21 protein-coding genes and 1 pseudogene are annotated in these 24,634 nt (G+C 61.2%); 13 read left to right on the forward strand and 9 right to left on the reverse strand.

From position 1 onward, the window contains the following. Nucleotides 1-95: 95 nt before the first annotated feature. A complete protein-coding gene (locus M0814_RS06505; RefSeq protein WP_103484939.1) occupies nt 96-1,214 on the reverse strand; it encodes a P1 family peptidase in 1,119 nt (372 codons plus the stop codon). A 173-nt stretch (nt 1,215-1,387) separates the two neighbouring features. Continuing rightward, a complete protein-coding gene (locus M0814_RS06510) occupies nt 1,388-2,503 on the reverse strand; it encodes a polyamine ABC transporter substrate-binding protein (protein ID WP_003223916.1) in 1,116 nt (371 codons plus the stop codon). Between the two features lie 111 nt (nt 2,504-2,614). Here M0814_RS06510 and M0814_RS06515 point away from each other — a divergent pair, with 111 nt between their 5' ends. After that, complete coding sequence (locus M0814_RS06515) at nt 2,615-3,394, forward strand: helix-turn-helix transcriptional regulator (RefSeq protein ID WP_103484938.1); 780 nt, start codon at nt 2,615-2,617, stop codon at nt 3,392-3,394. A gap of 127 nt (nt 3,395-3,521) precedes the next feature. Here the strand turns inward: M0814_RS06515 and M0814_RS06520 are convergent, their stop codons facing one another. Further along, nucleotides 3,522-4,463: a class I SAM-dependent methyltransferase gene (locus M0814_RS06520; protein WP_103484937.1), complete on the reverse strand. Its 942-nt coding sequence runs from the start codon at nt 4,461-4,463 to the stop codon at nt 3,522-3,524. Between the two features lie 199 nt (nt 4,464-4,662). Between M0814_RS06520 and M0814_RS06525 the strand changes: the two genes are divergently transcribed. Continuing rightward, a complete protein-coding gene (locus M0814_RS06525) occupies nt 4,663-5,076 on the forward strand; it encodes a response regulator (RefSeq protein ID WP_103484936.1) in 414 nt (137 codons plus the stop codon). A 78-nt stretch (nt 5,077-5,154) separates the two neighbouring features. Continuing rightward, nucleotides 5,155-5,823, forward strand: a complete 669-nt coding sequence (locus M0814_RS06530; protein ID WP_103484935.1) for an HAD-IA family hydrolase — start codon at nt 5,155-5,157, stop codon at nt 5,821-5,823. 141 nt (nt 5,824-5,964) lie between these two features. Here the strand turns inward: M0814_RS06530 and M0814_RS06535 are convergent, their stop codons facing one another. Then, nucleotides 5,965-6,624: an isoprenylcysteine carboxylmethyltransferase family protein gene (locus M0814_RS06535; RefSeq protein WP_103484934.1), complete on the reverse strand. Its 660-nt coding sequence runs from the start codon at nt 6,622-6,624 to the stop codon at nt 5,965-5,967. A gap of 221 nt (nt 6,625-6,845) precedes the next feature. Further along, nucleotides 6,846-7,808 (reverse strand): LysR substrate-binding domain-containing protein, encoded by a 963-nt coding sequence (locus M0814_RS06540; protein WP_103484699.1) that lies wholly within the window; start codon nt 7,806-7,808, stop codon nt 6,846-6,848. Between the two features lie 113 nt (nt 7,809-7,921). Here M0814_RS06540 and M0814_RS06545 point away from each other — a divergent pair, with 113 nt between their 5' ends. The 3 genes from M0814_RS06545 to M0814_RS06555 are packed head-to-tail and all read left to right on the forward strand — an operon-like array spanning nt 7,922 to nt 10,179. Further along, nucleotides 7,922-8,944 carry an aldo/keto reductase gene (locus M0814_RS06545; RefSeq protein ID WP_103484698.1) on the forward strand — a complete coding sequence of 341 codons (1,023 nt, stop codon included), beginning with the start codon at nt 7,922-7,924 and terminating at the stop codon, nt 8,942-8,944. Continuing rightward, a complete protein-coding gene (locus M0814_RS06550) occupies nt 8,941-9,738 on the forward strand; it encodes an SDR family oxidoreductase (RefSeq protein ID WP_103484697.1) in 798 nt (265 codons plus the stop codon). The genes M0814_RS06545 and M0814_RS06550 overlap by 4 nt, the downstream gene beginning before the upstream one ends. Nucleotides 9,739-9,768: 30 nt before the next feature. After that, nucleotides 9,769-10,179 carry an SRPBCC family protein gene (locus tag M0814_RS06555; protein WP_103484696.1) on the forward strand — a complete coding sequence of 137 codons (411 nt, stop codon included), beginning with the start codon at nt 9,769-9,771 and terminating at the stop codon, nt 10,177-10,179. A 19-nt stretch (nt 10,180-10,198) separates the two neighbouring features. Here M0814_RS06555 and M0814_RS29145 read toward each other — a convergent pair. The 3 genes and pseudogenes from M0814_RS29145 to M0814_RS06565 form a co-directional block, all read right to left on the reverse strand. After that, nucleotides 10,199-10,348: pseudogene (locus M0814_RS29145) on the reverse strand (metal ABC transporter ATP-binding protein); the annotation flags it as partial. Between the two features lie 71 nt (nt 10,349-10,419). Next, nucleotides 10,420-11,814: a HAMP domain-containing sensor histidine kinase gene (locus tag M0814_RS06560; protein WP_103484695.1), complete on the reverse strand. Its 1,395-nt coding sequence runs from the start codon at nt 11,812-11,814 to the stop codon at nt 10,420-10,422. Continuing rightward, nucleotides 11,792-12,475 carry a response regulator transcription factor gene (locus M0814_RS06565; RefSeq protein WP_003223938.1) on the reverse strand — a complete coding sequence of 228 codons (684 nt, stop codon included), beginning with the start codon at nt 12,473-12,475 and terminating at the stop codon, nt 11,792-11,794. The genes M0814_RS06560 and M0814_RS06565 overlap by 23 nt, the downstream gene beginning before the upstream one ends. A 306-nt stretch (nt 12,476-12,781) precedes the next feature. Between M0814_RS06565 and M0814_RS06570 the strand changes: the two genes are divergently transcribed. The 5 genes from M0814_RS06570 (at nt 12,782) to hcnC (ending at nt 17,717) form a co-directional block, all read left to right on the forward strand. Next, nucleotides 12,782-13,723 carry a hypothetical protein gene (locus M0814_RS06570; RefSeq protein WP_003223942.1) on the forward strand — a complete coding sequence of 314 codons (942 nt, stop codon included), beginning with the start codon at nt 12,782-12,784 and terminating at the stop codon, nt 13,721-13,723. Nucleotides 13,724-13,960: 237 nt separating this feature from the next. Beyond that, a complete protein-coding gene (locus M0814_RS06575) occupies nt 13,961-14,500 on the forward strand; it encodes a hypothetical protein (protein ID WP_003223943.1) in 540 nt (179 codons plus the stop codon). 244 nt (nt 14,501-14,744) lie between these two features. Beyond that, nucleotides 14,745-15,059, forward strand: coding sequence for a cyanide-forming glycine dehydrogenase subunit HcnA (gene hcnA, locus M0814_RS06580; protein WP_047602019.1), 315 nt, complete (start codon nt 14,745-14,747; stop codon nt 15,057-15,059). Then, nucleotides 15,056-16,465, forward strand: coding sequence for a cyanide-forming glycine dehydrogenase subunit HcnB (gene hcnB / locus M0814_RS06585; RefSeq protein WP_103484694.1), 1,410 nt, complete (start codon nt 15,056-15,058; stop codon nt 16,463-16,465). The genes hcnA and hcnB overlap by 4 nt, the downstream gene beginning before the upstream one ends. After that, entirely contained in the window at nt 16,458-17,717 is a 1,260-nt protein-coding gene (gene hcnC, locus M0814_RS06590; RefSeq protein ID WP_103484693.1) for a cyanide-forming glycine dehydrogenase subunit HcnC, read from the forward strand. The genes hcnB and hcnC overlap by 8 nt, the downstream gene beginning before the upstream one ends. A 150-nt stretch (nt 17,718-17,867) precedes the next feature. Here hcnC and M0814_RS06595 read toward each other — a convergent pair whose 3' ends face one another. Next, entirely contained in the window at nt 17,868-19,676 is a 1,809-nt protein-coding gene (locus tag M0814_RS06595) for a monovalent cation:proton antiporter-2 (CPA2) family protein (protein WP_003223951.1), read from the reverse strand. Nucleotides 19,677-20,246: 570 nt separating this feature from the next. On the opposite strand from M0814_RS06595, the gene M0814_RS06600 reads away from it, so the two are divergent. Further along, nucleotides 20,247-20,546, forward strand: coding sequence for a hypothetical protein (locus M0814_RS06600; RefSeq protein ID WP_146774671.1), 300 nt, complete (start codon nt 20,247-20,249; stop codon nt 20,544-20,546). Between the two features lie 394 nt (nt 20,547-20,940). Continuing rightward, a complete protein-coding gene (locus M0814_RS06605) occupies nt 20,941-24,588 on the forward strand; it encodes an indolepyruvate ferredoxin oxidoreductase family protein (RefSeq protein WP_103484692.1) in 3,648 nt (1,215 codons plus the stop codon). The last annotated feature ends 46 nt before the right edge of the window (nt 24,589-24,634 follow it).

The raw sequence follows: 24,634 nt of genomic DNA on the forward strand, positions 1-24,634 counted from the left end.
GCACCTCCTGTAGGAGCTGCCGAAGGCTGCGATCTTTTGATCTTGTTTTTAGAAAATCAAAAGATCGCAGCGTGCCGCAGCTCCTACAGGTGTTGTCAGCGTGATCCGGGCCAGCCGGCTCTGGCGAGGGCAGCGAGCAGCGTTTCCTTATCCAGCCCAGGCACCGCATGTCCGTTGCCCTCAGTGCTCTCGCTGGCGAGCAGAGCATTGATGATCGCTTCTTCGACCGCCTCGGTAGCCGCGAGGAACAGTTCGCTGATGTGGTCATTGTTGACCATGCGCAAACCGTCGCAGGTTGGCGCGCCTTTGCCCTCGTAAGCGGCGGGTGGCACCTGCTCGTTGCCGGTGGCGAAGGCAATGAAAATGTCGCCGCTGTGATCTTCGTTACCACCGCCGCTGCGCGCCAGACCGAGGCTGGCGCGTTGCGCGAGACGCGTGCATTGATGCGGCAGCAGCGGTGCGTCGGTGGCCAGGCAGACCACGATCGAACCCATGCCCGGATGCGGCAGCGAAGCACGCAGGAACGGCGAATCCACCTGCTCCATGTAGCGGCCCACCGGATAACCGTCGACCCGCAACTCGCTGCGAATGCCGTGGTTGGCCTGCACGATCGCGCCCACCGTCCAGCCACCCTGAGCGCTGCTCAAACGCCGTGACGCGCTGCCGATGCCGCCCTTGAATTCATGGCAGATCATGCCGCTGCCGCCGCCGACGGCACCTTCTTCGACGGCGCCGTCATGCGCTGAATCCAGCGCCTCGGCAACATGCTCGGGCTTCACGTGAAAACCATTGATGTCATTGAGCAAGCCATCGAAGGTCTCCAGCACCACCGGCATGTTCCAGTAAAGGCGTCCGTCGTCCGGTTGCTGCTGGCGATCCAGCGCAATCAACGCATCGCGCACCACGCCGAGGCTGTGGGTGTTAGTGAAGGCGATGGGACTGGTCAGCAGCCCGGCCTCGCGAATCCACTCAAGACCGGTGGCATCACCATTGCCGTTGAGCACATGTACCCCGGCGAAGCACGGTTGCTGGTTGGTCGATCCGCGGCGCGGCTCGATCACTGTGACGCCGGTGCAGATGTCACGCCCGGCCGCGCTGCGGCCACGCACGTTGCTGTGGCCGACGCGCACGCCGGGGACGTCGGTGATGGCGTTGAGTGGGCCGGGTTGCAGTTGGCCGATACGGATGTTGAGGTCACGGGCACGGGGTTTCATGGATTGTCTCTCTATAACAAGGCAGAAATGAATGAGCGGGGCTGAACACAAAACCCTGTGGGAGCGTGGCTTGCCCGCGAAGGCGTCCGTCCAGCCAATGCATGTGTCGCCTGACACACCGTCATCGCGGGCAAGCCACGCTCCCACAGGTTTTGTGTGGTTTGCAGATGGGTTTACTGGCCGTTCTTGACCTTGCTCCACACCCGCGTGCGCACGCGCTCGGTGGCTTTCGGCAACGGTTCCAGGGTGTACAACGTGGCCATCGCCGCCGCCGACGGATACACCGCCGGGTTATCCCGCGTGGCCTCGGCCACCAGTGGCGTCGCGGCGCGGTTGCCGTTGGGGTACGACAGGTGATCACTGACCGGCGCGATCACTTCCGGGCGCAGCAGGTAGTCGATGAACGCCAGACCCTGAGCGCGGTTCGGCGCGTCCTTGAGCAGCACCAGCGTGTCGAACCACACCGGCGCGCCTTCCTTGGGCAGGCTGTAGGCGATCTTCACGCCGTTGTGCGCTTGCTCGGCGTTGGTCTTGGCTTCGAGCATCGCCCCGGACCAGCCCACCGCCACACAAATGTTGCCGTTGGACAGGTCACTGATGAATTTCGACGAGTTGAAGTAGGCGATATGCGGGCGCAATTTGAGCAGCAGCGCTTCGGCTTTCTGGTAGTCCTCGGGGTTGGTACTGTTGGGCGGCAGCCCGAGGTAGTGCAGGGCCACCGGGAGCATTTCCGATGGCGAGTCGAGCATCGCCACCCCGCACTGGCCGAGCTTGGCGAGGTTCTCTTCCTTGAACACCAGATCCCACGAATCCAGCGGCGCCTTGTCGCCGAGTGCGGCGCGCACTTTGTCGACGTTGTAGCCGATACCGTTGGTGCCCCACAGATACGGCACGGCGTATTGATTGCCAGGGTCGTTGTTGGCCAGTTTGCTCAGCAGATCGCTGTCCAGATTCTTCCAGCCCGGCAATTGATCGCGCGGCAGCGGGGCGAGGGCGCCGGCCTTGATCAGCGTCGGCAGGCTGAAGTTGCTCGCCACCACCACGTCGTAACCGCTGCGGCTGGTCAGCAGTTTGCCTTCGAGTACTTCGGCGCTGTCGAAGGTGTCGTAAACCGGCTGAATACCGCTGTCGCGCTTGAAGTCAGCCAGGGTCGTCGGACCGATGTAGTCGTACCAGTTGTAAACGTGCACGCTCGGCGCGTCGGCAGCATTCGCGGCGCAGATGCCGCCGATACAGGCGAGCAGGCCAAGGTTGATGCCCAAGTTGATATAGCCACGACGACAACGCATGATGCGGCACTCCTGGCCTGCGGCAGGCCGGTGATGATCGGGAGTGCTCAGGCTATCGGGCCGGGCACGCCTGACCCATTCCCATCATGGGTTACTCAAAAGGGGTAGTGCGTGGACGCGTTGTTGCAGGAGTTGCCGGTGCATCAAAGTCTGGCGCGGGTGTTTGCCGCCGTCGGCCAGGACGCTTTCTGGCGCGCGCTGGTCGACACGCTGCGGTTGCTGGTGCCGCTGGACAACGCGCTGGTGGCGCTGATGAAGGCGGGTCAGGCACCGCGATTGCTGATCGACTTCGACAGCAAGGGCCGCGCCGACGAGCAGGAAGAACTGGCCAGTTACAGCGCCGGGATGTACCTGCTCGATCCGTTTTACCAAACCGCCTCGACCGGCATCGCCGACGGCTTGCACAGCCTGGCCTCGGTGGCGCCGGACCAGTTTCTGCACAGCGAGTATTACCAGAGCTACTTTCGCTCGGTGGTGGGCGAGGACGAGTTGCAGTTCATGATCAACATCGAGGGCGGCGTGCTTGGCCTGTCACTCGGGCGCTCGACGACTTTCGATCTGAGCGAGCAGGGCCGTCTGCTGTGTGTGCGCGACTGGGTGCTGGCGGCGATGCGCCGACACGTGCAGCTGTTGCCGCCGCAAGGGACGGGCGCCGAGCCGGTGGCGGGGGATCTGGCGACGCTGCTCGATCGCTTCGATGCGCGCCTGACCGCCCGTGAAGTCGACACTGCGCGGCTGATTCTGCAGGGCTTCTCCAGCAAGGCCATCGCCCAGCAGATGGGCATATCGCCGGAGACGGTGAAGGTGCATCGGCGCAATCTTTATCACAAGCTCAATGTGAACGGGCATGGCGAGTTGTTTGCACTGGTACTCCGTCCACATACCTCCTGATCCACTACAAATCCCCCCTGTAGGAGCGAGCCTGCTCGCGAAAGCATTCTGTCAGTTGATGAAATCCTGGCTGACACACCGCATTCGCGAGCAGGCTCGCTCCCACATGGGTTATCGGGGTGCCAGGTCAATCTGTGCGTTTGAAGACGAGCGCCTTAAGACCGCTCTGCGGATCAATATCCGGAAACTCCGGCGGATTCTCCAGCCGCTGCTCAAAGCGCAGACTCGGCGCTTCCTGGGTCACGCCATCGATCAAAAAGTCCGAACCAAACGACGGATCATTCATGCACGCCAGCACCGTGCCGTGCGCCGTGAGCAATTCCGGCAAACGGCGCAGCACGCGCTGGTAGTCCTTGGTCAGCAGGAAACTGCCTTTCTGGAACGACGGCGGATCGATGATCACCAGATCGTACGGGCCGCTATTGATGACCTTGCCCCACGACTTGAACAGGTCGTGGCCGAGGAAACTCACCTTGCTCAGGTCATGCCCGTTCAACCGGTGATTGTCGCGACCACGGCTCAGCGCGGCGCGGGACATGTCGAGGTTGACCACATGGCTGGCGCCGCCTTCGATGGCCGCCACGGAAAACCCACAGGTGTAGGCGAACAGGTTCAGTACGCGCTTGCCAGCCGCCTGCTCACGCACCCAGTTGCGCCCGTAGCGCATGTCGAGAAACAGCCCGGCGTTCTGCTTGCGCCCCAGATCGACACGGTACTGCAAGCCGCCCTCGACGATGCTCATCTCGTCGATTTCATCTCCCAGCAACCATTCGGCGGTGCTTTGCGACAAATACCGATGTTGCACCAGCAGGGTGTGGGCGCCGGACTGTTGCCATTCGGTCGAGGTGCTGAGGTCGAGCAGCAATTGCTTGAGCGCTTCGAGCTGTTCCGGCGCAGGCTCCTTGAACAGCGAGACCAGCACCACGCCTTGCAGCCAGTCCACCGTCACTTGCTCCAGCCCCGGCCAGCAGCGCCCGCGCCCATGGAACAGGCGACGGGTTTCGCTCGGTGCGGCCGCCAGTGCAGGCAGCAGATGGGCGCGGAGGGTGGCGAGGGCTTCAGGGTTCATCAGTCACGGTCGGCAAGCAAAAGGGCCGGCATTTTAACCACAAAAACCGCCTGGCGGACGCCCGTCGCCAACGGCGGATAACGCCTGTTAAGAAAAGACCTGTATCAAAAATGAATTTATGCAGGGCGCGCCGCTCATACCAGATAAGCAGCGGAAACAAGCCGCTAAATCGTTAATGCAATTCAGGGAGTGCCAGTTCATGAGTCCAACACCGACGGCGAGCGCGCACCTTCCTGACGGGTTGATTCTGGTGGTTGAGGATGACCCGTTGATTCTGGAGTTTCTCTGCGAAATTCTTCAGGAGGAAGGTTTCAAGGTCGAGCCGCAAACCAGCGCGGATGCAGCCAAGCTGTATCTGGAAGAGCACGCGCCCGAAGTGGCGCTGCTGCTCACCGATATCACCATGCCCGGTGAAATCAACGGGGCGGGGCTGGCCAATCTGGTCGGCGAGCGCTGGCCGGACAAACCGGTGATGGTCATGTCCGGTTATGAAACCCCCGAGACTTCCGGGGTCAAGCATCCGGTGGCGTTCATCAAAAAGCCCTGGGCCATCGGCCAGTTGCTCGACTGCGTCGACAGCGCGTTCAAGTCCAAGGCGCCGCGTCTGCATTGAAGCGGCGGGTCGAATCGCCGGGCAAAAATGCTACATTGCCCGGCCAATCCGCCCAGTCTTGTCAAAGGATGCGACCTTTTGTCTGCTCACGATAACGTCTTCGATCGCGCGTTCGGCGCGTTCCTGTTCGACATGGACGGCACCGTCCTCAATTCCATCGCTGCTGCCGAGCGAGTCTGGGCGACGTGGGCTGAGCGCCACGGGGTTGATGTCGAGACTTTCCTGCCGACCATTCACGGTGCCCGCGCCATTGATACCGTCCGCCGGCTGAACCTGCCGGGTGTGGACGCCGAGGCGCAAGCCGCGTTCATCGCCCAGGCAGAAATCGACGATGTCGATGGCATTGTGCCGATTCCCGGAGCAGTGGCGTTTCTCGATGCCTTGCCAAGGGAGCGCTGGGCGATGGTGACTTCGGCACCCCGGGATCTGGCGTTGCGGCGAATGGCGGCGGCGGGGATTCCCCAGCCTGCGGTGATGATCACGGCTGAGGATGTGACGGCCGGCAAGCCGGATCCGGCCGGTTATCGTCTGGCGGCGAAACGCCTCGGGCTTGAGCCCGCTGATTGCCTGGTTTTCGAAGACGCCACCGTCGGTATTCAGGCCGCTGAAGCTGCCGGGGCGGCACTGATGATCGTCACCACGACGCACCAGCATCCGCTCGAAACCCGCCACGCGACCCTCGACAGTTATGAGTCGCTGAGCATCGCTGTCGACAGTGACGGTCAATTACACCTGCAAATAACCTGATACAACACAGTCCCCTGTGGGAGCGGGCTTGCTCGCGAAAGCGCTCGGTCAGTTGCAAGTGGTGTCGACTGATCCTGCGCCTTCGCGAGCAAGCCCGCTCCCACACTGGATAGATGTCGCAGCCACCTGCTGGCGATGGCGTCAGTAAACCCCCGGCAACAACCGCCAGCTACGCGTGCAGTAAGCCTCATACTCAGCGCCAAACTGCCCGCGCAGCAGCGCCTCTTCCGAGTGGATGCGGGCGATCAGCGGGATCAACGTCAGCGCCGCCAGAATCAACCCGACGCTGGAGCGAAACGCCAGCGCCCAACCCACGGCGTTGACCACCAGACCCAGATAGCTTGGATTGCGCAGGCGCGTGTAAATGCCGTCAGTGACCAACCGATGCCCCGGCTGAATCGCCACCAACCCGCTGAACCGCCGCCCCAGCACAAACACCGGCCACAGCCGCAGCGCACCACCGACGATAAACAGTAACGCGCCGAGCCAGCGCACGCCTTCAGCGCCGAAGGTCCAGAAGTCGATGCGGTCGCAGTACGCCGGGAGAAATCCGCTGACCAGCCCAATCACCCCGAACGCTGGAATCACCCAACGATTGGCCCGATCCTCGCGCTCGCCCGAACTCATATTCACAGCGGTAAACAGTGACGCCACCACCATCAGCACCGTGGCCAGCGCCACCAGCACCAGCGCCCCATGCGCAAAGAACACCGCCGGCCCACCGATGCCCCAGACCGCCAGCGCCAGGTAGGCAAGGGTGGCCAGCACCGTGACCACGGTCATTTGCGCAGACATCTTCATGGGCACCTCACGTCGATAGCTGATCACCTGAGTGTAGATCGCCACCGACTCCCCGCAGGCCTTCGCCTGCTCGCGAAGGCGTCAGGTCAGCTGACATCAATGCTGAATGTACCGACCCCTTCGTGAGCAAGCCCACTCCCACCCTTGATCGCGGCCAGCCGAAAATCCCTGATCCACCGACAATCCCCGGTGGGAGCGGGCTTGCTCGCGAAAGCGGACTGTCAGCCGGCAGTGATGCTGGATCTGCCAACGCTATCGCCAGCAGGCTGGCTGCCACAGGGAAGTGTGTGTGGGTCGTAGGGGACCGGGTCGGTCAGGACCTTGCGAAAGGTCTCCACCAACGGCCGCAAATTGATCCGGTGCCACGCCGCCCACAGCGGTGTGGTAAATGCCAGCCATGGCACTTCCCGCAGTATTACGCCGGGCGGGGCGTTGTGGCTCAGGCCTTTCTGGATCATCGCGATCCCCAGCCCGGACGCCACCAGTCCTAGCGCGGTGAACGGCTCGGTAGCCTGCATGCGCACATCCGGAGTGAACCCGGCGCGGATGCAGGCACTCACAAACTCATTGTTCGCGCCCTGACGCGATTGCACGCCGATCCATTCCTGATCGGCCAGATCTTCCGGGCGCAGCGCGGTGTGTCGGGCCAGCGGATGTTGTTCCGGCAGCGCCAGCAGCATCGGATCGTCGAGCACCTGAAAACCCAGCAGATCCGGATCGTCGTCGCTCGGCGGCTCGCTCACCAAGGCGATATCGAGGCTCCGCTGACGCAGGCCTTCAAGTTGTTCGGTGGAGCTCAGGTTGTACAGCGCGACATGCACATTCGGCCGATCGACCCGCAACACCCGCAGGGCATTGGGCAGCACCCCGGCGTGCATGGCGTTCTCGCTATAGCCGATGCACAACCCGCCTTCTTCGCCCCGGCCCAGGCGTTTGCCAAGGGATTCCAGGCGACTGGCGTGGGTCAGCAGGGCGCGGGTCTCGGCGAGAAAGGTCTGGCCATCGCGGGTCAGACGGATGCGCTGCTGGCTGCGCTCGAACAGAGTCAGGCCCAGGCGTTCTTCGAGCTGGGCAATCTGCCGGCTCAGCGGCGACTGGGAAATATGCAGCCGTTCGGCAGCGCGGCCGACGTGTTCTTCTTCGGCGACGGCAACGAAGTAGCGCAACTGGCGGATGTCGATCATGTCAGACCTATAGGGACTCAAGTGCTGCGCATTATGTCTTGGACGGTCTCGGTGTCGCAATCTACGATCTGCTCAACGGTCACACTGACCCAGACACCTCTGAGGACAATTCAATGAGCTTGAAAGACAAACTGCCCGGCCAGCTCGGCTTCGGCACCGCACCGCTGGGCAACATGTTCCGCGCCATCCCGGAAGACGAAGCGCAAGCCACCGTGCATGCCGCGTGGGATGCCGGCGTGCGCTACTTCGACACCGCGCCGTTCTACGGCTCGGGCCTGTCGGAAATCCGCCTGGGTGAGGCGCTTAAACAGTACCAGCGCGATGACTATGTGCTCAGCACCAAGGTCGGCCGAGTGATTCTCGATGAAGTGGAAGATGCAGCCGCTCGCGATCTGGGCGAAAAAAGCGGCGTGTTCGAACACGGTCGCCCGAACAGGATCGTCAACGACTACAGCGCTGACGCCACGCTGCGCTCGATCGAAGACAGCCTCAAGCGCCTGCAGACCGATCGCCTCGACATCGTCTGGGTCCATGACATCGCCCAGGACTTCTATGGCGATCAATGGCTGGAATACTTCAATCAGGCCCGCACCGGCGCGTTCAAAGTGCTGACCCGACTGCGCGAAGAAGGCGTGATCAAGGGCTGGGGCCTGGGTGTGAACAAGGTCGAGCCGTGCGAACTGACGCTCGACCTGACGGAAGCGCAACCCGATGGCTTCCTGCTTGCCGGGCGCTACACCTTGCTCGATCACGAACGTGCGCTACAACGCCTGATGGATTCGGCACGGGCGCAGAACGTCGAGATCGTGGTCGGCGGCCCTTACAGCTCGGGGATCCTGGCCGGCGGCGCGCACTTCGAATACCAGAAGGCCAGCGCGCAGGTCATCGCCAAAGTCGAGCAGATCAAACGTATCGCCGCTACTTTTAACGTCGATGTAAAAGCGGCAGCCCTGCAATTCTCGCTGGCCAATCCCGCCGTTGCTGCGGTGATTCCGGGTGCGAGCAAACCGGGGCGCATTGCTGAAGATGTCGCGGCATTGTCGGCGCTGATTCCCGCCGGTTTCTGGCAGGCCATGCGTGACGCAAAACTGGTGTCCGAACGTGCACCGTTGCCAATCGATGAGGTGAAAGCATGAAAATAGATCTGAGTGGAAAACTGGCGATCGTCAGCGGCAGCACCGCCGGTATTGGTCTGGGCATCAGTCAGTCGCTGGCCGAAGCCGGCGCCACGGTGGTGGTGATCGGACGCGAAACGGCCAAGGTCGATCAGGCGCTGGCGAGCATTCGGCAGAAGGTGCCGGGTGCGCAACTGCGTGGTCTGACAGCCGATCTGGGTACCGCCGAGGGCGCGGAAAAATTGTTCGCCGCCGAACCCCGTGCGGACATCCTGGTGAACAACCTGGGGATCTTCGACGCGGTGGATTTCTTCGACACGCCGGACAGCGAGTGGACGCGCTTCTACGAGGTCAACGTGATTTCCGGTGTGCGCCTGTCGCGGCATTACGTGCCGGCAATGGTCGAGCAGGGCTGGGGCCGGGTGATCTTCCTGTCTTCGGAATCCGGCGTGGCAACCCCGGCCGACATGCTCAACTATGGCGTGACCAAAAGCGCCAATCTCGCGGTGTCCCATGGCCTGGCCAAACGTCTGGCTGGCACTGGCGTGACGGTCAATGCGATCCTGCCGGGGCCGACCTTCACCGATGGCCTGGAAAACATGCTCAAGGACGCCGCTGCCGAGTCCGGTCGCAGCCTGCGCGATGAGGCCGACGCCTTTGTGCGCAAGGCGCGTCCGACTTCGATCATCCAGCGCGTGGCCGATGTTGCAGAAGTCGCGCATCTGGTCACTTACATCGCTTCGCCGCTGTCCTCGGCCACCACGGGCGCGGCGCTGCGGGTCGATGGCGGCGTCGTCGACAGCATGGCGATCTGAACCCGAACTCTTCTGGAGAAACCTTTATTTATGGCAACTGCATCAGCAACGATCGACATCCCGGCCTCGGCCGATCAGGTCTGGCAATTGATTGGCGGCTTCAACACGCTGCCGGACTGGCTGCCGTTCATTCCCAAGAGTGAGCTGAGTGAAGGCGGGCGCGTGCGCACCCTGCAAACCGCTGATGGCGGCGTGGTGATCGAGCGCCTGCAAGCGTTCGATAACGGCGCAAAGACCTACAGCTATTCGATCGAACAGGCGCCGTTTCCGGCGACTGATTACCTGGCGACGATCAAGGTCGAAGCCCAGGGGCAGGGCGCCCGGGTGACGTGGTCGGGACGCTTCAACGCCAAGGGCGTGAGCGAGGAAGAAGTGGTGGCGCTGTTCAACGGCATCTATCAGGGTGGCCTTCAAGCACTGCGGGCCAATTACCCGGCCTGATCTGACAAAGATCTGAATGTGGGAGCGGGCTTGCTCGCGAATGCGGAGAGTCATCCAATAAAGATGTCGACTGACCCGACGCCTTCGCGAGCAAGCCCGCTCCCACAGAGGGATTGTGTTCTGGCAGCGGATTGTAGGAGTGAGCCTGCTCGCGATAGCGGTGAGTCATACAACAAATATGTTGGCTGATTCACCGGCATCGCGAGCAGGCTCACTCCTACATTGCATCGCGGGTGAATTTCAGGACTGCGAGATCAAACTCTGCCGACAATCCAGCACCAGCTTCGCGCCCCCCAGCTCACTGCTGCCGACCTCAAGACTGAAGCCATGCAGGCTGACAATCGCCGCCACAATCGACAAACCAAGGCCAAAACCACTCTGCGGTTGCCCCCCCTCGGCCCGATAGAAACGCTGAAATACCGCCTCACGCTCGGCCTCGGGGATCCCCGGTCCGGAATCGTGGACCTCGATTCGCGTATGCCCGCCATCATTCACGCCACGCAAAATCACCGTGCCGCCCGCCGGGGTGAACTTGATCGAGTTGCTCAGCAGATTCGCCAGCGCCTCGAACAGCAACGCTCGGTCGCCATTCAACGGCGGCAGAGTTTCCGGCATGTTCAGCACGAACAGCAGTTCGCCTTCCTCGGCCAGTGGCAGGTAGAACTCATGCAGTTCTTCGAGCAGTTGCACCGGATCGAGCTCGACAAATCCTGAGCGCCGTTGACGGTCTTCGAGCTCGGAAATCCGCAGCAATCCGCGAAACCGCGCCATCAGCGTATCCGCCTCGGCCAGCACCAGATCCAGTTGCGCCGCCTCCTGTGAACCTTCACCGGCCTGTTGCTGCATGCGATACAACTGCGCGCGCAAACGCGTCAGCGGGGTGCGCAAGTCGTGGGCGATGTTGTCGCACACGCCTTTGACTTCATGCATCAGCCGTTCGATGCGATCGAGCATGGCGTTGACGATGGCGGCGAGCATGTCCAGTTCGTCGCGGCGATTGGACAGCGGCAAGCGGTGAGTCAGGTCGCCGGCCACAATCGCCTGGGCGCTGTCCTGAATCGCCCGAATTCGCCGCATCGGACGACGGCGCAGCAGATGCCAACCGGCAATCCCCGGCAGGATCGTCAGCGACACACCCCAGAACAACGCGTGCAGAATGATCCGCGTCACGGCGAACAACGAACCGTTATCGCGCAGCAACACCAGCCAGCGACCGTCGCGGGTCTGGGTTGCCACCGCGTCGCAGCTGTCAGCGGGCAGGGTCGGGTCGTCGGAGTCGGCGCAGTCATCCAGGGTGTGGATCTTGCCATCCAGCGGCAGGCCTTCGGGCAACTGTTGCAAGGCACCGCCGAGGTACACGCCCTGGGCGTCGAACAGGCCATAGGCGTCGATGCCGCGGATGTCGAAGGTCATGCTGGCGGCGAGCGCTTCTTCCAGCTGCTCACCGCGAAAGTGCGAAAACAGATGCTGACGTTGCATCAACGAATGTTTGGCGAGGTTGTCGAGGTAGCCGGAAACCTCGAAATACATGACCCCCATGAGGATCGCGCTCCATGCCACGAACAGCGAACTGTACAGCGCCAGCAAGCGGCTGCTGGAGGAACGCCAGCCGTCAGACGGGTTCGGCAATGACATAACCCGAGCCCCGTACCGTGCGAATCAGCGGGACATTGCCGGCCGCGTCGATCTTCTTGCGCAGACGACCGATGTGTACGTCGATCAGGTTGGTGCCCGGGTCGAAGTGATAACCCCAGACTTCTTCGAAAATCATCATCCGCGACAGGATCTGGCCGCTGTTGCGCATGAGGAATTCCAGCAGCTTGTACTCGGTCGGCAGCAGCGTCAGCACTTGCTCGGCGCGGCGCGCTTCGTGGCTGATCAAGTCCAGTTCGAGGTCGGCGACCTGCAACGTGGTGGCCTGAGTGGCGACGCTGTTCTGGCGGCGCAGCAGCACCTCTACGCGCGCGGCCATCTCGTCGGTGGCGAACGGTTTGGTCAGGTAGTCATCGCCGCCAGCGCGCAAGCCGCGCACACGTTCATCGACATCGGAGAGCGCGCTGATCATTAGAATCGGCGTGGCCACGCCCATGGTACGCAGCGTGGTAACGATGGCCAGGCCATCGAGTTCTGGCAGCATGCGGTCGAGGGTGATCAGGTCGTAGTTGCCGCTGACGGCACGGTCCAGGCCTTCGCGGCCATTGTCGACCCAATCCACTTCCAGGCCGTGGCTGCTGAGTTCGGCAACGATTTCACGGGCAGTCACGGCGTCGTCTTCGATGGTCAAAATACGAGTCATAGAGCAGGCCTTGATCGGTTCAAACGGAATGGCAGCATTTTGCCAAGTATTTTCCGGCGCGCTTTAAATTAACTTTCATGTATAGCCTGTCACAAACGCAAATCCGGACGTCTGCGCGATTTGGCAGCAATGCAGAAAACCCGCCGAATTGCCTGGTTTGTTGCAAATTGCATGGTCTTAGGAAGTTCATTCTTTTTAACTGATTGAAATCTAACGATTTATTTAAAGTTGGCAAATGGCACGGTCGCTGCAATTCCTCCGATGACGAGTTGTAACACCATTTTTCATGCCTGGAGCACTACAACAATGAATAGATCCTCTGATGGGTTTTATCCTGCCTTCGAAGGAGAGTCGAGCAACGTGTCAGGCGTGTCCTGGGGCGCGATTTTCGCGGGCGCAGCGGCGGCCGCAGCACTGTCGATGATTTTGGTGCTGCTTGGTTTCGGTTTGGGATTCTCTGCCGTTTCACCTTGGGCCGGAGAGGGCGTCAGCGCCAAGAGCCTGGGGATTTCCACGATTGTCTGGCTGGCGGCGACGCAAATCATTGCCTCGGGTCTCGGTGGTTACATCGCCGGTCGCCTGCGCGTGAAGTGGGCCAACATGCACGGTGATGAAGTGTATTTCCGTGATACCGCCCATGGCTTCCTCTCCTGGTGTGTAGCCACATTGGTCACTGCAGTGTTGGTGATCGGCTCGGTCAGCAGTGTGATCAGCGGTGGCGTTCAGGCCGGTGCCAGTGTCGCCGGTGGGGCAGCAAGCGCGATGACTCAGGCTGCCGGTACCGCAGCGGCCAACACCGACAGCAATCAGTACGGGTATTTCATCGACAGCCTGTTCCGCGATGATCGTCCGGCGTCCGTCAGCGATGACGCCGCCCATGGCGCTGTGGCCCGGATCTTCGTGCAGAGCCTGTCCAATGGTCAGCTCAGCCCTGAAGACCGCACCTACCTCGCACAACTGGTTGCGCAACGGACCAACCTGAGTCAGGCCGACGCCGAGAAACGTGTCGATGACGTGTATGCCCGTACTCAGAAAGCCATCGCCGATGCCAAGGTCAAGGCTCAGCAAGCTGCCGATACCGCCGCCAAAGTCGCTGCCTGGACTTCGCTGTGGACATTCATTGCGCTGTTGGCCGGTGCGTTCTTCGCCAGCCTCGCCGCTACTTACGGCGGTCGTCGTCGGGATGCGGTGGAGTACGTCGAAGTCGAGACCTACACCGCCACCACCACACTGCCTCCAGTTCGTTAAACAAGGAGAATCACCATGCGCTCTCTACTACTGTTTTTCCTCGGTGTGCCGATCCCGATCATCATCCTGATCGCCCTGTTCGTACACTGATCCAGATGCTCTATTGAGGTTCATGCCTCGGCCGCTTTCACTTCACGGTGAAAGCGGCTTTTTGCTTTCCGGGGTTCAACAAGGCGAGAATTGGCGGCTGGAGCGCAACGCTCCAGCCCGGGATTTCTCTACTTAAGGAAAAGCACGTTGGACAAGAAGGAAATCAAACGTCAGGCAATGCAGATGCTGGAGGCTGGGCGCTCGAAAACCGAGACCTTCAAGGCGTTGTCTGGTGGTGTGGTCAAGGACAAAGTGCTGGCCTACTGGATCGGCTCACGTCCGGATCCGCAATTGCTCGAGCGGCATGCCGGCAAAATCAAAATACTGCTCGGGCTGATCTACGCGCAGGCGTTGTTCGGGCTGGTGGGCGGCTATTTTCTGGGACTGACGATCAGCGCCGGTTTTGCAATCTTCCTCGGATTGCTCGCCGGGGGGATTTCGCTATTGTTCGCCTGGGGTTTTTATCGCAACTCGGCGCAGACCTACACCGTGTACACGTTGCTGTCGATCAGCCAGGTGCCACAGATGTTCAAGGATTACGCCGAAGACCCGGTGTCGGTGATCATCGGCGTGGTGACGACGCTGGCCATGGTGTTTTTCGTCGCCTGGGTGAAAAACCTGCTGTTTCCCGACCTCGGTTTCATGGGGTCGAAGAAGATCAAGGGCCAGTTTGTCTTCTCCAACTGAATCGTTGAACAATCCGACCACTTTCACTGGCCTGGATCAATATTTGCGCCGGCAACTTCGCCTAACGTAAATGATCCAGGCCTTTGCTGAGGTATGAACTACAGTGCTTCACGCGCACTTTGCTGCGCTGACGAAGTACCCGCGAGCCCGCCCCGAACCAACAATTAAACGGGCCGCACGGTGTAGAGCAGCAAGGAGCTGACGTAACACTTACCCCTGAACCTTTTCACGGATGAACATCGTAATGCACTGCCTAGAACGCACCTTCGATATCCAGCCCCTGACCCAGGCGGATATGACCGTCCACATCAACGGCCAACCGGTTACCGCGGCCATCGGCGAAACCGTCCTCAGCGTCATTCAGTCCCTCGGCGTGCGTCAGGTCGCACGCAACGATCACAACCAGATCAGCGGCGCCTACTGCGGCATGGGCGTGTGCCAGTGCTGCCTGGTGAAAATCAACGGTCGCCACAAGCGCCGCGCCTGTCAGACCGTGGTGCGCGACGGCATGCAGATTGAAACCCAGGTCAACCGCATCAACGAGCAGGAGGTCGTATGAGCCTGCAACCGGTGATCGTCGGCGGTGGTCCGGCGGGGATGGCGGCGGCCATTGAACTGGCACGCCACGGTGTGCGCTGCACCTTGCTCGAAGAAGCCTCGCGCCTTGGCGGCGTGGTCTATCGCGGGCCGCTGCGTGACGGCGTGCAACTGGATTATCTGGGGCCGCGCTATTCCGAAGCGCTGAACAAACTGCACGGTGATTTCCAGGAGCAATCCGGGCTGATCGATGTGCGCCTCAATCACCGCGTGGTCGGCGCCGAAGGCACCCGTGCGCTGGTGGTGCTCGACGGCGATGAGCAACTGCACGAGATCGCGTACCCGCAATTGCTCCTGGCTGCCGGTTGCCACGAGCGCAGCGTGCCATTCCCCGGCTGGACCCTGCCGGGGGTGATCATGCTCGGCGGCCTGCAACTGCAAATCAAAAGTGGTGTGGTCAAGCCGCAAGGGCCGGTGATCATCGCCGGTACCGGGCCGCTGCTGCCGCTGGTGGCGACGCAGTTGCACGCGTCCGGGGTCAAGGTCGCGGGTGTGTATGAAGCCTGCGCCTTCGGCAAGATCGCCCGCGAAAGCCTGGCGCTGTTGAATAAACCGCAGCTGTTCCTCGACGGCCTGAGCATGCTCGCGTATCTGAAACTGCACGGTATCCCGATGAACTACGGCTGGGGCGTGGTCGAAGCGCACGGCGAAGGCGAGCTGAAGAGTGTCACTGTCGCGCCGTATTCGGCCAGTTGGGAACCTGATCTGACCCAGATCGAGCGCTTCGAAGCCCAGACCCTGGCGGTCGGTTACGGCTTCATCCCGCGCACGCAACTCAGTCAGCAGATGGGCCTCGATCACGGTTTCAGCGACGACGGCTACCTGCGCGCCAACTCGAACAACTGGCAGCAAAGCAACGAGCCGCACGTGCACCTCGCCGGTGACATGGGCGGGATTCGTGGCGGTGAAGCGGCGATGCTCGCCGGCAAGATCGCGGCGACCTCGATCCTGCTGCAACGCGGGGTAATCGAAGAAGAACTGGCGCGGGTACGCCGCGACCGTTATCTGGGCAAACTCAAATCCATCGTGCGCTTCCGTGCAGCCATCGACCGCTACACCGAACGTGGCGTCGGCCAGACCGCTTTGCCGGCCGCCGATACGGTGATCTGTCGCTGTGAACACGCGACCCGCGCCGACATCGATCTGGCGCTGGAGCAGGGCGTGCAGGACATCGCCAGCCTGAAAATGCGCACTCGCGTCAGCATGGGCGATTGTCAGGGACGGATGTGCGTCGGCTACTGCAGCGACCGCCTGCGCCAGGCCACCGGGCGCAAGGACGTCGGCTGGCTGCGCCCGCGCTTCCCGATCGATCCGATTCCTTTTTCCGCGTTCCAGTCCGTCGGCACGGAGGCCACTTCCCATGAGTAAGTTCTACGACGTGATCATTGCCGGCGGCGGCGTGATCGGGGCGTCCTGCGCCTATCAATTGTCCAAGCGCGAAGGTCTCAAGGTCGCGCTGATCGACGCCAAGCGTCCGGGTAACGCGACCCGCGCTTCGGCCGGTGGCTTGTGGGCCATCGGCGAGTCAGTGGGGCTGGGCTGCGGGGTGATTTTCTTCCGCATGATGTCGGCCAACCGCAAGCGCGAAACCCAGGGCGCCGCGGTGGCGGTGGACGCCAGCACGCCGCACATCCTGCCGGAGTCGTTCTTCGATTTCGCCTTGCAGTCCAACGCGCTGTATCCGGCGTTGCACCGCGAGCTGAAGGACAAACACGGGATGGATTTCAAGTTCGAAAAGACCGGGCTGAAATTCGTCATTTATGACGACGAAGACCGGCTCTACGCCGAGCACATCGTCAGCTGCATTCCGCATCTGGCCGATCAGGTGCGCTGGCTCGATCAGGCGGCGCTGCGCGAAGCTGAACCGAGTGTCAGCCATGAGGCCCGGGGTGCGCTGGAGTTTCTCTGTGATCACCAGGTCAGCCCGTTCCGACTCGCCGATGCCTACATGGAAGGCGCGCGGCAGAATGGCGTCGACATCTACGTCAACACCAACGTCACCGGCGTGTTGCACCACGGCAGCCGCGTGACTGGCGTGCAGACGGCCGAGGAGGGCGTGTTCCACTGCAAGACCCTGATCAATGCCGGCGGCGCCTGGGCGGCGGACTTGAGCGAGTGGGCCACCGGTGTGCGAATTCCGGTGAAACCGGTCAAGGGCCAGATCCTGCTGACCGAGCGCATGCCGAAGATCCTCAACGGTTGCCTGACCACCAGCGACTGCTACGTGGCGCAGAAGGACAACGGCGAAATCCTGATCGGCAGCACCACCGAAGACAAAGGTTTCGACGTCACCACCACCTACCCGGAAATCGCCGGGCTGGTGCAGGGCGCGGTGCGTTGCTTGCCGGAACTCAAGGACGTCAATCTCAAGCGCACCTGGGCCGGGTTGCGTCCGGGTTCCCCGGATGAGCTGCCGATCCTCGGGCCGATGCGTGGGGTGGAGGGTTACCTGAATGCCTGCGGACACTTCCGCACCGGCATCCTGACTTCGGCGATTACCGGGGTGCTGCTGGACAAACTGGTCAACCACGAAGCGCTGCCGCTGGATATCACACCGTTCCTGGCGGACCGGTTTGAGGTGGCGCCGGTCAAGCAAGAGCGTGAATTAGAGCTGGCCTGATCCCAGTGACATTGATGTTGAATGTGCAGGCCTCTTCGCTGGCAAGCCAGCTCCCACAGGGTTTTCGGTCGTTCACAAAACCTGTGGGAGCGGGCTTGCCCGCGAAGGCGTCAGTGCTGTAGGCCTGAAGCTTGGATCTGTGCAAGGAGATCAGGCCTTGCGCGCTTCCTCTTCCAGTTGGTCCGACTCGAACAACCGCGCCAGCTCCGCCCGGGCTTCCTGGGCGGTCTGCAGGACTTTGGCGGCGTCGTCGTAGACCGCGTGCTGGGCTTCCAGCACCTGTTCGTCGTGGTGCTTGAATCGCTTGATCCGCGCATCGGCCTGGGCCTGGGTCAGGCCGAGGCCGACCAGCGTGCGGCGGCTCATCTCCAGACTCGAATAGTAAGTTTCCCGAATCGGCTCGGCGCCGACATCGACCAAGCGATGTACGTGCTGACGGTTACGTGCGCGGGCGATGATCTTCATGTGCGGATACAGTTTGCGCACGATCTCGGCCGTCTTGATGTTGGTCTCCGGATCGTCCGTGGCAATCACGAAATACTCCGCCTCGCCGACCTTCGCCGCATGGAGGATTTCCGGGCGCATCGGGTCGCCATAGAACACCGGCACACCGCCAAAACTGCGCGACAGCTCGATGGTTTCCACCGACGTGTCCAGCGCCACGAACTTGATGTTCTGCGCGCGCAGAATCCGCGCCACGATCTGGCCCATCCGACCCATGCCGGCGATCACCACGCGCGGAGCCTCGGTGTCGATCTCGCGGAATTTCTCCGGCACCTCCACCGGCTGCACCTTGGGGCTGACCAGTCGCGCACAGATCAACAGCAGCAACGGCGTCAACGCCATCGACAGGGTGATGGTCAGCACCAGCAGGTCATACAGGCGCGGCTCGAACAGGCCCTGATCGCGCCCGATCTTGAACACCACAAAGGCAAACTCACCACCCGCCGCGAGCACGATACCGAGGCGAATCGCACTGACCTTGGTCAGCCCACCGGCCAGACGCCCGACCACAAACAGCAGCGGCAACTTCAAACCGATCAGCAGCAGCGTCAGGCCCAACACGGTGATCGGTGCGCTGAGCAGCAGACTGAGATTGGCGCCCATGCCGACGCTGATGAAAAACAGCCCGAGCAGCAGGCCCTTGAACGGCTCGATCTGCGCTTCCAGTTCATGCCGATATTCCGAATCCGCCAGCAGCAGGCCGGCGAGGAAAGCCCCGAGCGCCATCGACACGCCGACCAGATCCATCAGCCACGCCGTGCCGATCACCACCAGCAATGCGGTGGCGGTAGACACCTCCGGCAGACCGGTTTTTGCCACCACGCGAAACACCGGGCGCAACAGATAACGTCCGCCGACCACCACCACGGCGATCCCGCCGAGCACCTGCAAACCATGATTGAGGCTTCCCGCGCTGCTGGTTTCGTGGCCGCCGCCAGCGAGCATCGGCACCAGTGCGATCAACGGGATCGCGGCGATGTCCTGAAACAGCAGAATCGCAAACGCCAGTCGCCCATGGGGGCTGGTCAGTTCCTTGCGCTCGGCCAGGCTTTGCAGGCCGAAAGCCGTGGACGACAGCGCCAGGCCAAGACCCAACACAATCGCACTGTTCAGTGGCTGACCGAACACGTACAACGCCAGCACGCCGATCACCGCCGCCGTCAGTAGCACCTGCGCCAGGCCCACGCCGAATACCGACTTGCGCATCACCCACAAACGGCGTGGCGACAGCTCAAGGCCGATGATGAACAACAGCAACACCACGCCCAGTTCCGAGATATGCGCAACGCTCTGCGGATTGCCGATCAGGCCAAGCACCGACGGGCCGATGATCACCCCCGCCAACAGATAACCGAGCACCGCGCCCAATTGCAGACGCTTGGCCAAAGGCACGGTGAGCACGGCTGCGAAGAGAAACACGACAGCGGCTTGTAACAGGTTGCCTTCATGGGGCATGGACTGACTCCTGACAGCGATACGGCGGGGGTGACAAGGATAAAGGCTGACTTCCTGCCACACCACAAGCACTGTCGGGCAGCGATTCTTTAATCAATGTCTTTTTTTGCGCTAGAACGGCTTGGCATCGATGAGTATCAGGCGCCTTGAAAGTTGTTGCACGGGCAAAGGCGCTTTTCCAGTTATCCGCTTATGTAAAGTAATACTTTGGTCTTAGAGCGCGCGGCCGTGATATTGCCGAGCCATTGCGTGACTAACCGATAATTGCTGGCGATGGACGAAGTTTTGCGTCGAGCAATCGATTGAAGAGTGGCCGTGTGTTAATTCAAAAGTTGGACAGCTGATTCGATAATGTAAAACCTGGAGCATCATGCCATGGGCAATGCACTGTGATGATTGCGTGAACCAGATAGTTCATAGTTTGCGATTTACCATTAAATGTTTGTTACAACGATTGACAAGATGAGCGCTCCGAACCTACTATTTTTTGCCCGAGATGCTGGCTGTTTTATAACGGCTGTAATAAAGCGACCAGGACGGTCGTGTGAAGTTTTCATAAGGAATGAAACTTTGTATCTGGATTCCATTGGATCGGAACCGCTTCGATTTCGGCTCGATCAGCTCGTTCCCGGCATTTGCCCGGGAGCAGCTCAGGATCGTGCAGCGGCTGAAATCGCGACGTCATTGTCGCGTCGTCAAAATCATGACAATCATTCGATAGAACCCCGGGAATTCGTGGGTTCAGCCGAGAACATCGCCTTTTCAAAAAGCCGAAAAGCCCCTGTGCACTCGCTTGCTTTCCAGGCCGCAGGTGATGCATTCGGCCGTGCGGGTCTGTGCGTTGAAAGTAAGGTTTTCACAAGGATTTGAGACTTTTTACTTGTATTTGATGGGGCAGTAACTCAAGCCAATCATTTTGTGGTGAACAACTGTTTGCGTGTTTTCCGCAACTATCGCCTGTGCAAAATGGCGAGGCTGAGTTGTGCTTGCATTGGTGAACATACAAGTAGGTTTAAAGTAAAGTTTTCATAAGGAATTGAAGATTAGTACCGGGTTCTGCGCTGACTATTAAGAAAGATTGAAATAACTCGATGTGTTCCCGAGATGTCGCGGAACCGTGCGAGTGCGTCTTTCTGCGCGTCTGATCAGGTATTCATATCGCCCGAATCACCGTCGTGTTGCGGTCGAAAGTTTTGATGCAACCCTCTGCTGTAGTGCGCAAATAAGCACATTCAATGTGAAGTTTTCATAAGGATTTGAAACTGTGTACTTGGATTCCATTGATTCAGAACGTCAACGCCTGCAACCCGACAAACTCGCCGCTGATGAGGCGCAAACCACCTTGTCGCGGATCGAAAACTATGACAGCCGCTCGATGTACTGCCGGGAACACGCGCAGCCCAACGAGCGCATCTTTCTCAGCGGCCAGCAGGCCCTGGTGAGATTGCTGCTGTCCCAGGCTGCCCTTGATCGATCCAACGGCATTCGCACCGCGGGATTCGTCAGTGGTTATCGCGGCTCGCCGCTGGGGGGCGTGGACCGCGAGCTGGTCAAGGCCAAGAGTGTTCTGGAAAACGCGAACATCCGCTTTCTGCCGGCGATCAACGAGGATCTGGCGGCAACGGCCCTGATCGGCACCCAGCGCGTCGAAACCGATCCGCAGCGTCTGTATGACGGCGTGTTTGGCATGTGGTACGGCAAGGGCCCGGGCGTCGATCGATCCGGCGACGCGATCAAACACGGCAGTTCCTATGGCTCGTCGCCCAACGGCGGGGTACTGGTGGTAACCGGCGATGATCACGGTTGCGTGTCGTCGTCGATGTCCCACCAATCCGATCGCACGCTGATGGCCTGGGGCTTGCCGGTGATTCACCCGGCGGGACTGGCTGACTACGAACGCTGCGGCCTGTGGGGCTGGGCGCTGTCACGTGTCTCCGGTTTGTGGGTGGGTTTCAAGGCAATCACCGAGACGGTCGAGGCAACGACTTCGGTTGAGTCCTCGCCGCTGCCCGAATTCGTCACCCCCGAGATCAATCCGGGACCGGACGGTCTGCACTGGCGCTGGCCGGATCTGCCGGGCATGCAGATCGAACGCCGCACCGCTTTCAAGCTCGATGCCGCCCGGGCCTTTGCCCTGGCCAACCCGATTGACACGGCGGTCACCGCACCGGCACAACCGACACTGGTCATCGCTGCGGTCGGCAAGGCCTATGGCGATGTACGCCAGGCCTTGCAGCAATGCGGCATTTCCCTCGAACAGCTGGAAAATGCCGGCGTCGCATTGCTCAAGATCAACCTGGTTTATCCGCTGTCGCCGGTGCTGGACGCCTGGACCCAGCGGGCCGGCAAGGTGCTGATCATCGAAGAGAAGCAGGCAATCGTCGAAGAGCAGCTCAAGCAGAAGTATTACAACGCTGCCCACGACCAGCGTGCGGTGATCATCGGCAAGACCGACGAAAACGGCGCAGCGCTGATCTCCGATCACGAAGAGCTGCGCCCGTCGCGCATCGCCGCGCTGCTGCAGCAGCGCCTGCCAGCTCTGGGCATCGAACCGAGCCTTCCGGATTTCTGGCTTACGCCCTGCGTTTCGCGGGTCGAAGACTGGATCCGCCGCACGCCTTATTTGTGTTCGGGTTGCCCGCACAACACCTCGACCCAGGTGCCCAAGGGCAGTGAAGCGCGGCTCGGTATCGGCTGCCATGCCATGGCCGCACGCATGCCCGAACGCTCGACCACCGGCAGCGTGCAGATGGGCGGGGAAGGGGTCGACTGGCTGGGGCAGGCGCCGTTTGTGCAGACCCCGCACATCTTCCAGAACATTGGCGACGGCACTTTTTTCCACTCCGGATTCCTCGCGGTACGGCAGGCTATCGCGGCCGGCGCGACCATCACCTACAAACTGCTCTACAACGACGCGGTGGCCATGACCGGCGGCCAGCCTATCGACGGCAAGCTGACGGTGAAAAAAGCCGTCGAGCTGCTCAAGGCCGAAGGCGCCCAGCGAATCGTGGTGGTGGCGGACGACCTGCAACGCTATCAGGCGCATGACAGCCTGCCTCAGGGCATCGAAGTGTTTCACCGGGAAAAACTCGAGCAAGTGCAGCAGCAGTTGCGCGACACCCGTGGCGTCAGCGTGCTGATTTTCGATCAGGTCTGCGCGGTCGAAGGGCGTCGACGCAAGAAGCAATTGCCGGCGCCGTTGGTGAAGACCGAAGTGGTGATCAACGAAGCGGTCTGTGAAGGCTGTGGCGATTGCCAGGTCAAATCCAACTGCCTGTCGGTGATCCCGGTGCAAACACCGTTCGGCGCCAAACGCCGCATCGATCCGCACTCGTGCAATACCGATCTGTCGTGCATCAAGGGGTTCTGCCCAAGCTTCGTGACGGTGACCGGCAAGCCGCGGCAACGTCCGCGCAAACTGGCCGACAGCGCCGAAGTGCTGGCGCGGGCCGAAGCGCTGGCGCTGCCGCAGGCACCACGGTCGCTCGATAGGCCGTATGAAATGCTTCTGGCCGGTGTCGGCGGTACCGGCGTCGTGACCGTGGCGCGGGCCATTGCCATGGCGGCCCACCTCGACGGCCGCGCCGTCAGCGTGCTCGATTTCACCGGGTTCGCGCAGAAGGGCGGTGCGGTGTTGAGCCATGTGCGTCTGGCCGGTCATGCCGATGCGCTGCACCAGCACCGCATCGATATCGGCGGCGCCGACCTGCTGCTCGCGGCCGATCTGGTGGTGGCCAGCGAAGACGATGCACTGGCAACGCTGCGGCGGAAAAAAACCGTGGTCATCGCCAACAGTGCGCTGACCCAGACCGGTGCGATGCTGCGTAACACGCAACTGAATATTGAAACCGACGCGATACAAGCGTTTTTGAAAGATAAGGTCGGCGCCGAGCAGTTCCACAGCCTGGACGCCGGGCAATTGGCGAACTCGCTGGTCAGCCCGCTGCAGGCCAACATGTTGTTGCTCGGTTACGCCTGGCAGAAGGGCACGGTGCCGGTGTCGCTGCCAGCACTGCAGAAAGCCATCGATCTGGCCGGCAGCGCCGCTGCCAACCATCTGGCTTTCGCCTGGGGACGGTTGTGGGCGCAGGACCCGGCGTTTGCCGCGCCTTATCTCGATCAGCCAGTGGATGCCGTGTCGACGATTGCGATCCGCGACATCAGCGACATGCGCGGCCGCCGCGAAAGCCTTGAGCAACTGATCGACAACCGCAGCGAGTTCCTGACGGCCTATCAGAACGCAGCGTATGCGGCGCGTTATCGCAACGTCATCGAGCAGCTGCGGGCGCTGCCGGCGGCCGGTGATGAGAGTGCCCTGACCGAAGCGGTGGCACGCAACTTGTTCAAGCTGATGGCCTACAAGGACGAGTACGAAGTTGCGCGGCTGCTCACCACCCGCAGTTTCACCGACTCGCTCAAAGCCCGGTTCGACGGTGGCATTCGCCTGAAATTCCACTTTGCCTTGCCGCTGCTGCGCAAGAAGCAGGAAAGCACCGGCGAGCCGAAAAAGGTCGCTTTCTCCGGCTGGATTCTGCCGCTGCTGAAGGTGCTGGCCAAGGGCCGAGTGTTGCGTCACACCCGGTTCGATCCGCTGGGCTTTTCCGCCGAGCGCCGCGAAGAACGCCGCTTGCTGAGTGACTACGAGCAAACCCTGCAACGCCTGTTGCCGAAACTGAACTCGGACAATCTGTCGGCGTTCGTCGCATGGGCGAACCTGCCGGATTCGATTCGCGGCTACGGCCACGTCAAGGAGCGTTCGATCGCGGCGGCACGTCTGCGCGAGCAACAACTCATTGAACAGATTCTGGCGGACAAACCGGTTATTCACGGTGTCGAGTCGTGGCATCCATCCACCGTCATCGCCAGGCAACTGAGCGCAGAAGAGGAACGCGACGTGATGGAAGCCTCCTGACGGAGGCTGGCGCCAGCCCCGCACAAGAAAAAATACAACAACTACC

Origin of the sequence: Pseudomonas sp. MWU12-2020 (assembly GCF_023100605.1) — a bacterium.
Lineage (GTDB): Bacteria > Pseudomonadota > Gammaproteobacteria > Pseudomonadales > Pseudomonadaceae > Aquipseudomonas > Aquipseudomonas fluorescens_H.

Coding starts and splice junctions, on each gene's coding strand:
- M0814_RS06505 (WP_103484939.1), bottom strand. CDS start 1,214: ATGAAACCCCGTGCCCGTGACCTCAACATCCGTATCGGCCAACTGCAA.
- M0814_RS06510 (WP_003223916.1), bottom strand. CDS start 2,503: ATGCGTTGTCGTCGTGGCTATATCAACTTGGGCATCAACCTTGGCCTG.
- M0814_RS06520 (WP_103484937.1), bottom strand. CDS start 4,463: ATGAACCCTGAAGCCCTCGCCACCCTCCGCGCCCATCTGCTGCCTGCA.
- M0814_RS06525 (WP_103484936.1), top strand. CDS start 4,663: ATGAGTCCAACACCGACGGCGAGCGCGCACCTTCCTGACGGGTTGATT.
- M0814_RS06535 (WP_103484934.1), bottom strand. CDS start 6,624: ATGAAGATGTCTGCGCAAATGACCGTGGTCACGGTGCTGGCCACCCTT.
- M0814_RS06540 (WP_103484699.1), bottom strand. CDS start 7,808: ATGATCGACATCCGCCAGTTGCGCTACTTCGTTGCCGTCGCCGAAGAA.
- M0814_RS06545 (WP_103484698.1), top strand. CDS start 7,922: ATGAGCTTGAAAGACAAACTGCCCGGCCAGCTCGGCTTCGGCACCGCA.
- M0814_RS06550 (WP_103484697.1), top strand. CDS start 8,941: ATGAAAATAGATCTGAGTGGAAAACTGGCGATCGTCAGCGGCAGCACC.
- M0814_RS06555 (WP_103484696.1), top strand. CDS start 9,769: ATGGCAACTGCATCAGCAACGATCGACATCCCGGCCTCGGCCGATCAG.
- M0814_RS06560 (WP_103484695.1), bottom strand. CDS start 11,814: ATGTCATTGCCGAACCCGTCTGACGGCTGGCGTTCCTCCAGCAGCCGC.
- M0814_RS06565 (WP_003223938.1), bottom strand. CDS start 12,475: ATGACTCGTATTTTGACCATCGAAGACGACGCCGTGACTGCCCGTGAA.
- M0814_RS06570 (WP_003223942.1), top strand. CDS start 12,782: ATGAATAGATCCTCTGATGGGTTTTATCCTGCCTTCGAAGGAGAGTCG.
- hcnA (WP_047602019.1), top strand. CDS start 14,745: ATGCACTGCCTAGAACGCACCTTCGATATCCAGCCCCTGACCCAGGCG.
- hcnB (WP_103484694.1), top strand. CDS start 15,056: ATGAGCCTGCAACCGGTGATCGTCGGCGGTGGTCCGGCGGGGATGGCG.
- hcnC (WP_103484693.1), top strand. CDS start 16,458: ATGAGTAAGTTCTACGACGTGATCATTGCCGGCGGCGGCGTGATCGGG.
- M0814_RS06595 (WP_003223951.1), bottom strand. CDS start 19,676: ATGCCCCATGAAGGCAACCTGTTACAAGCCGCTGTCGTGTTTCTCTTC.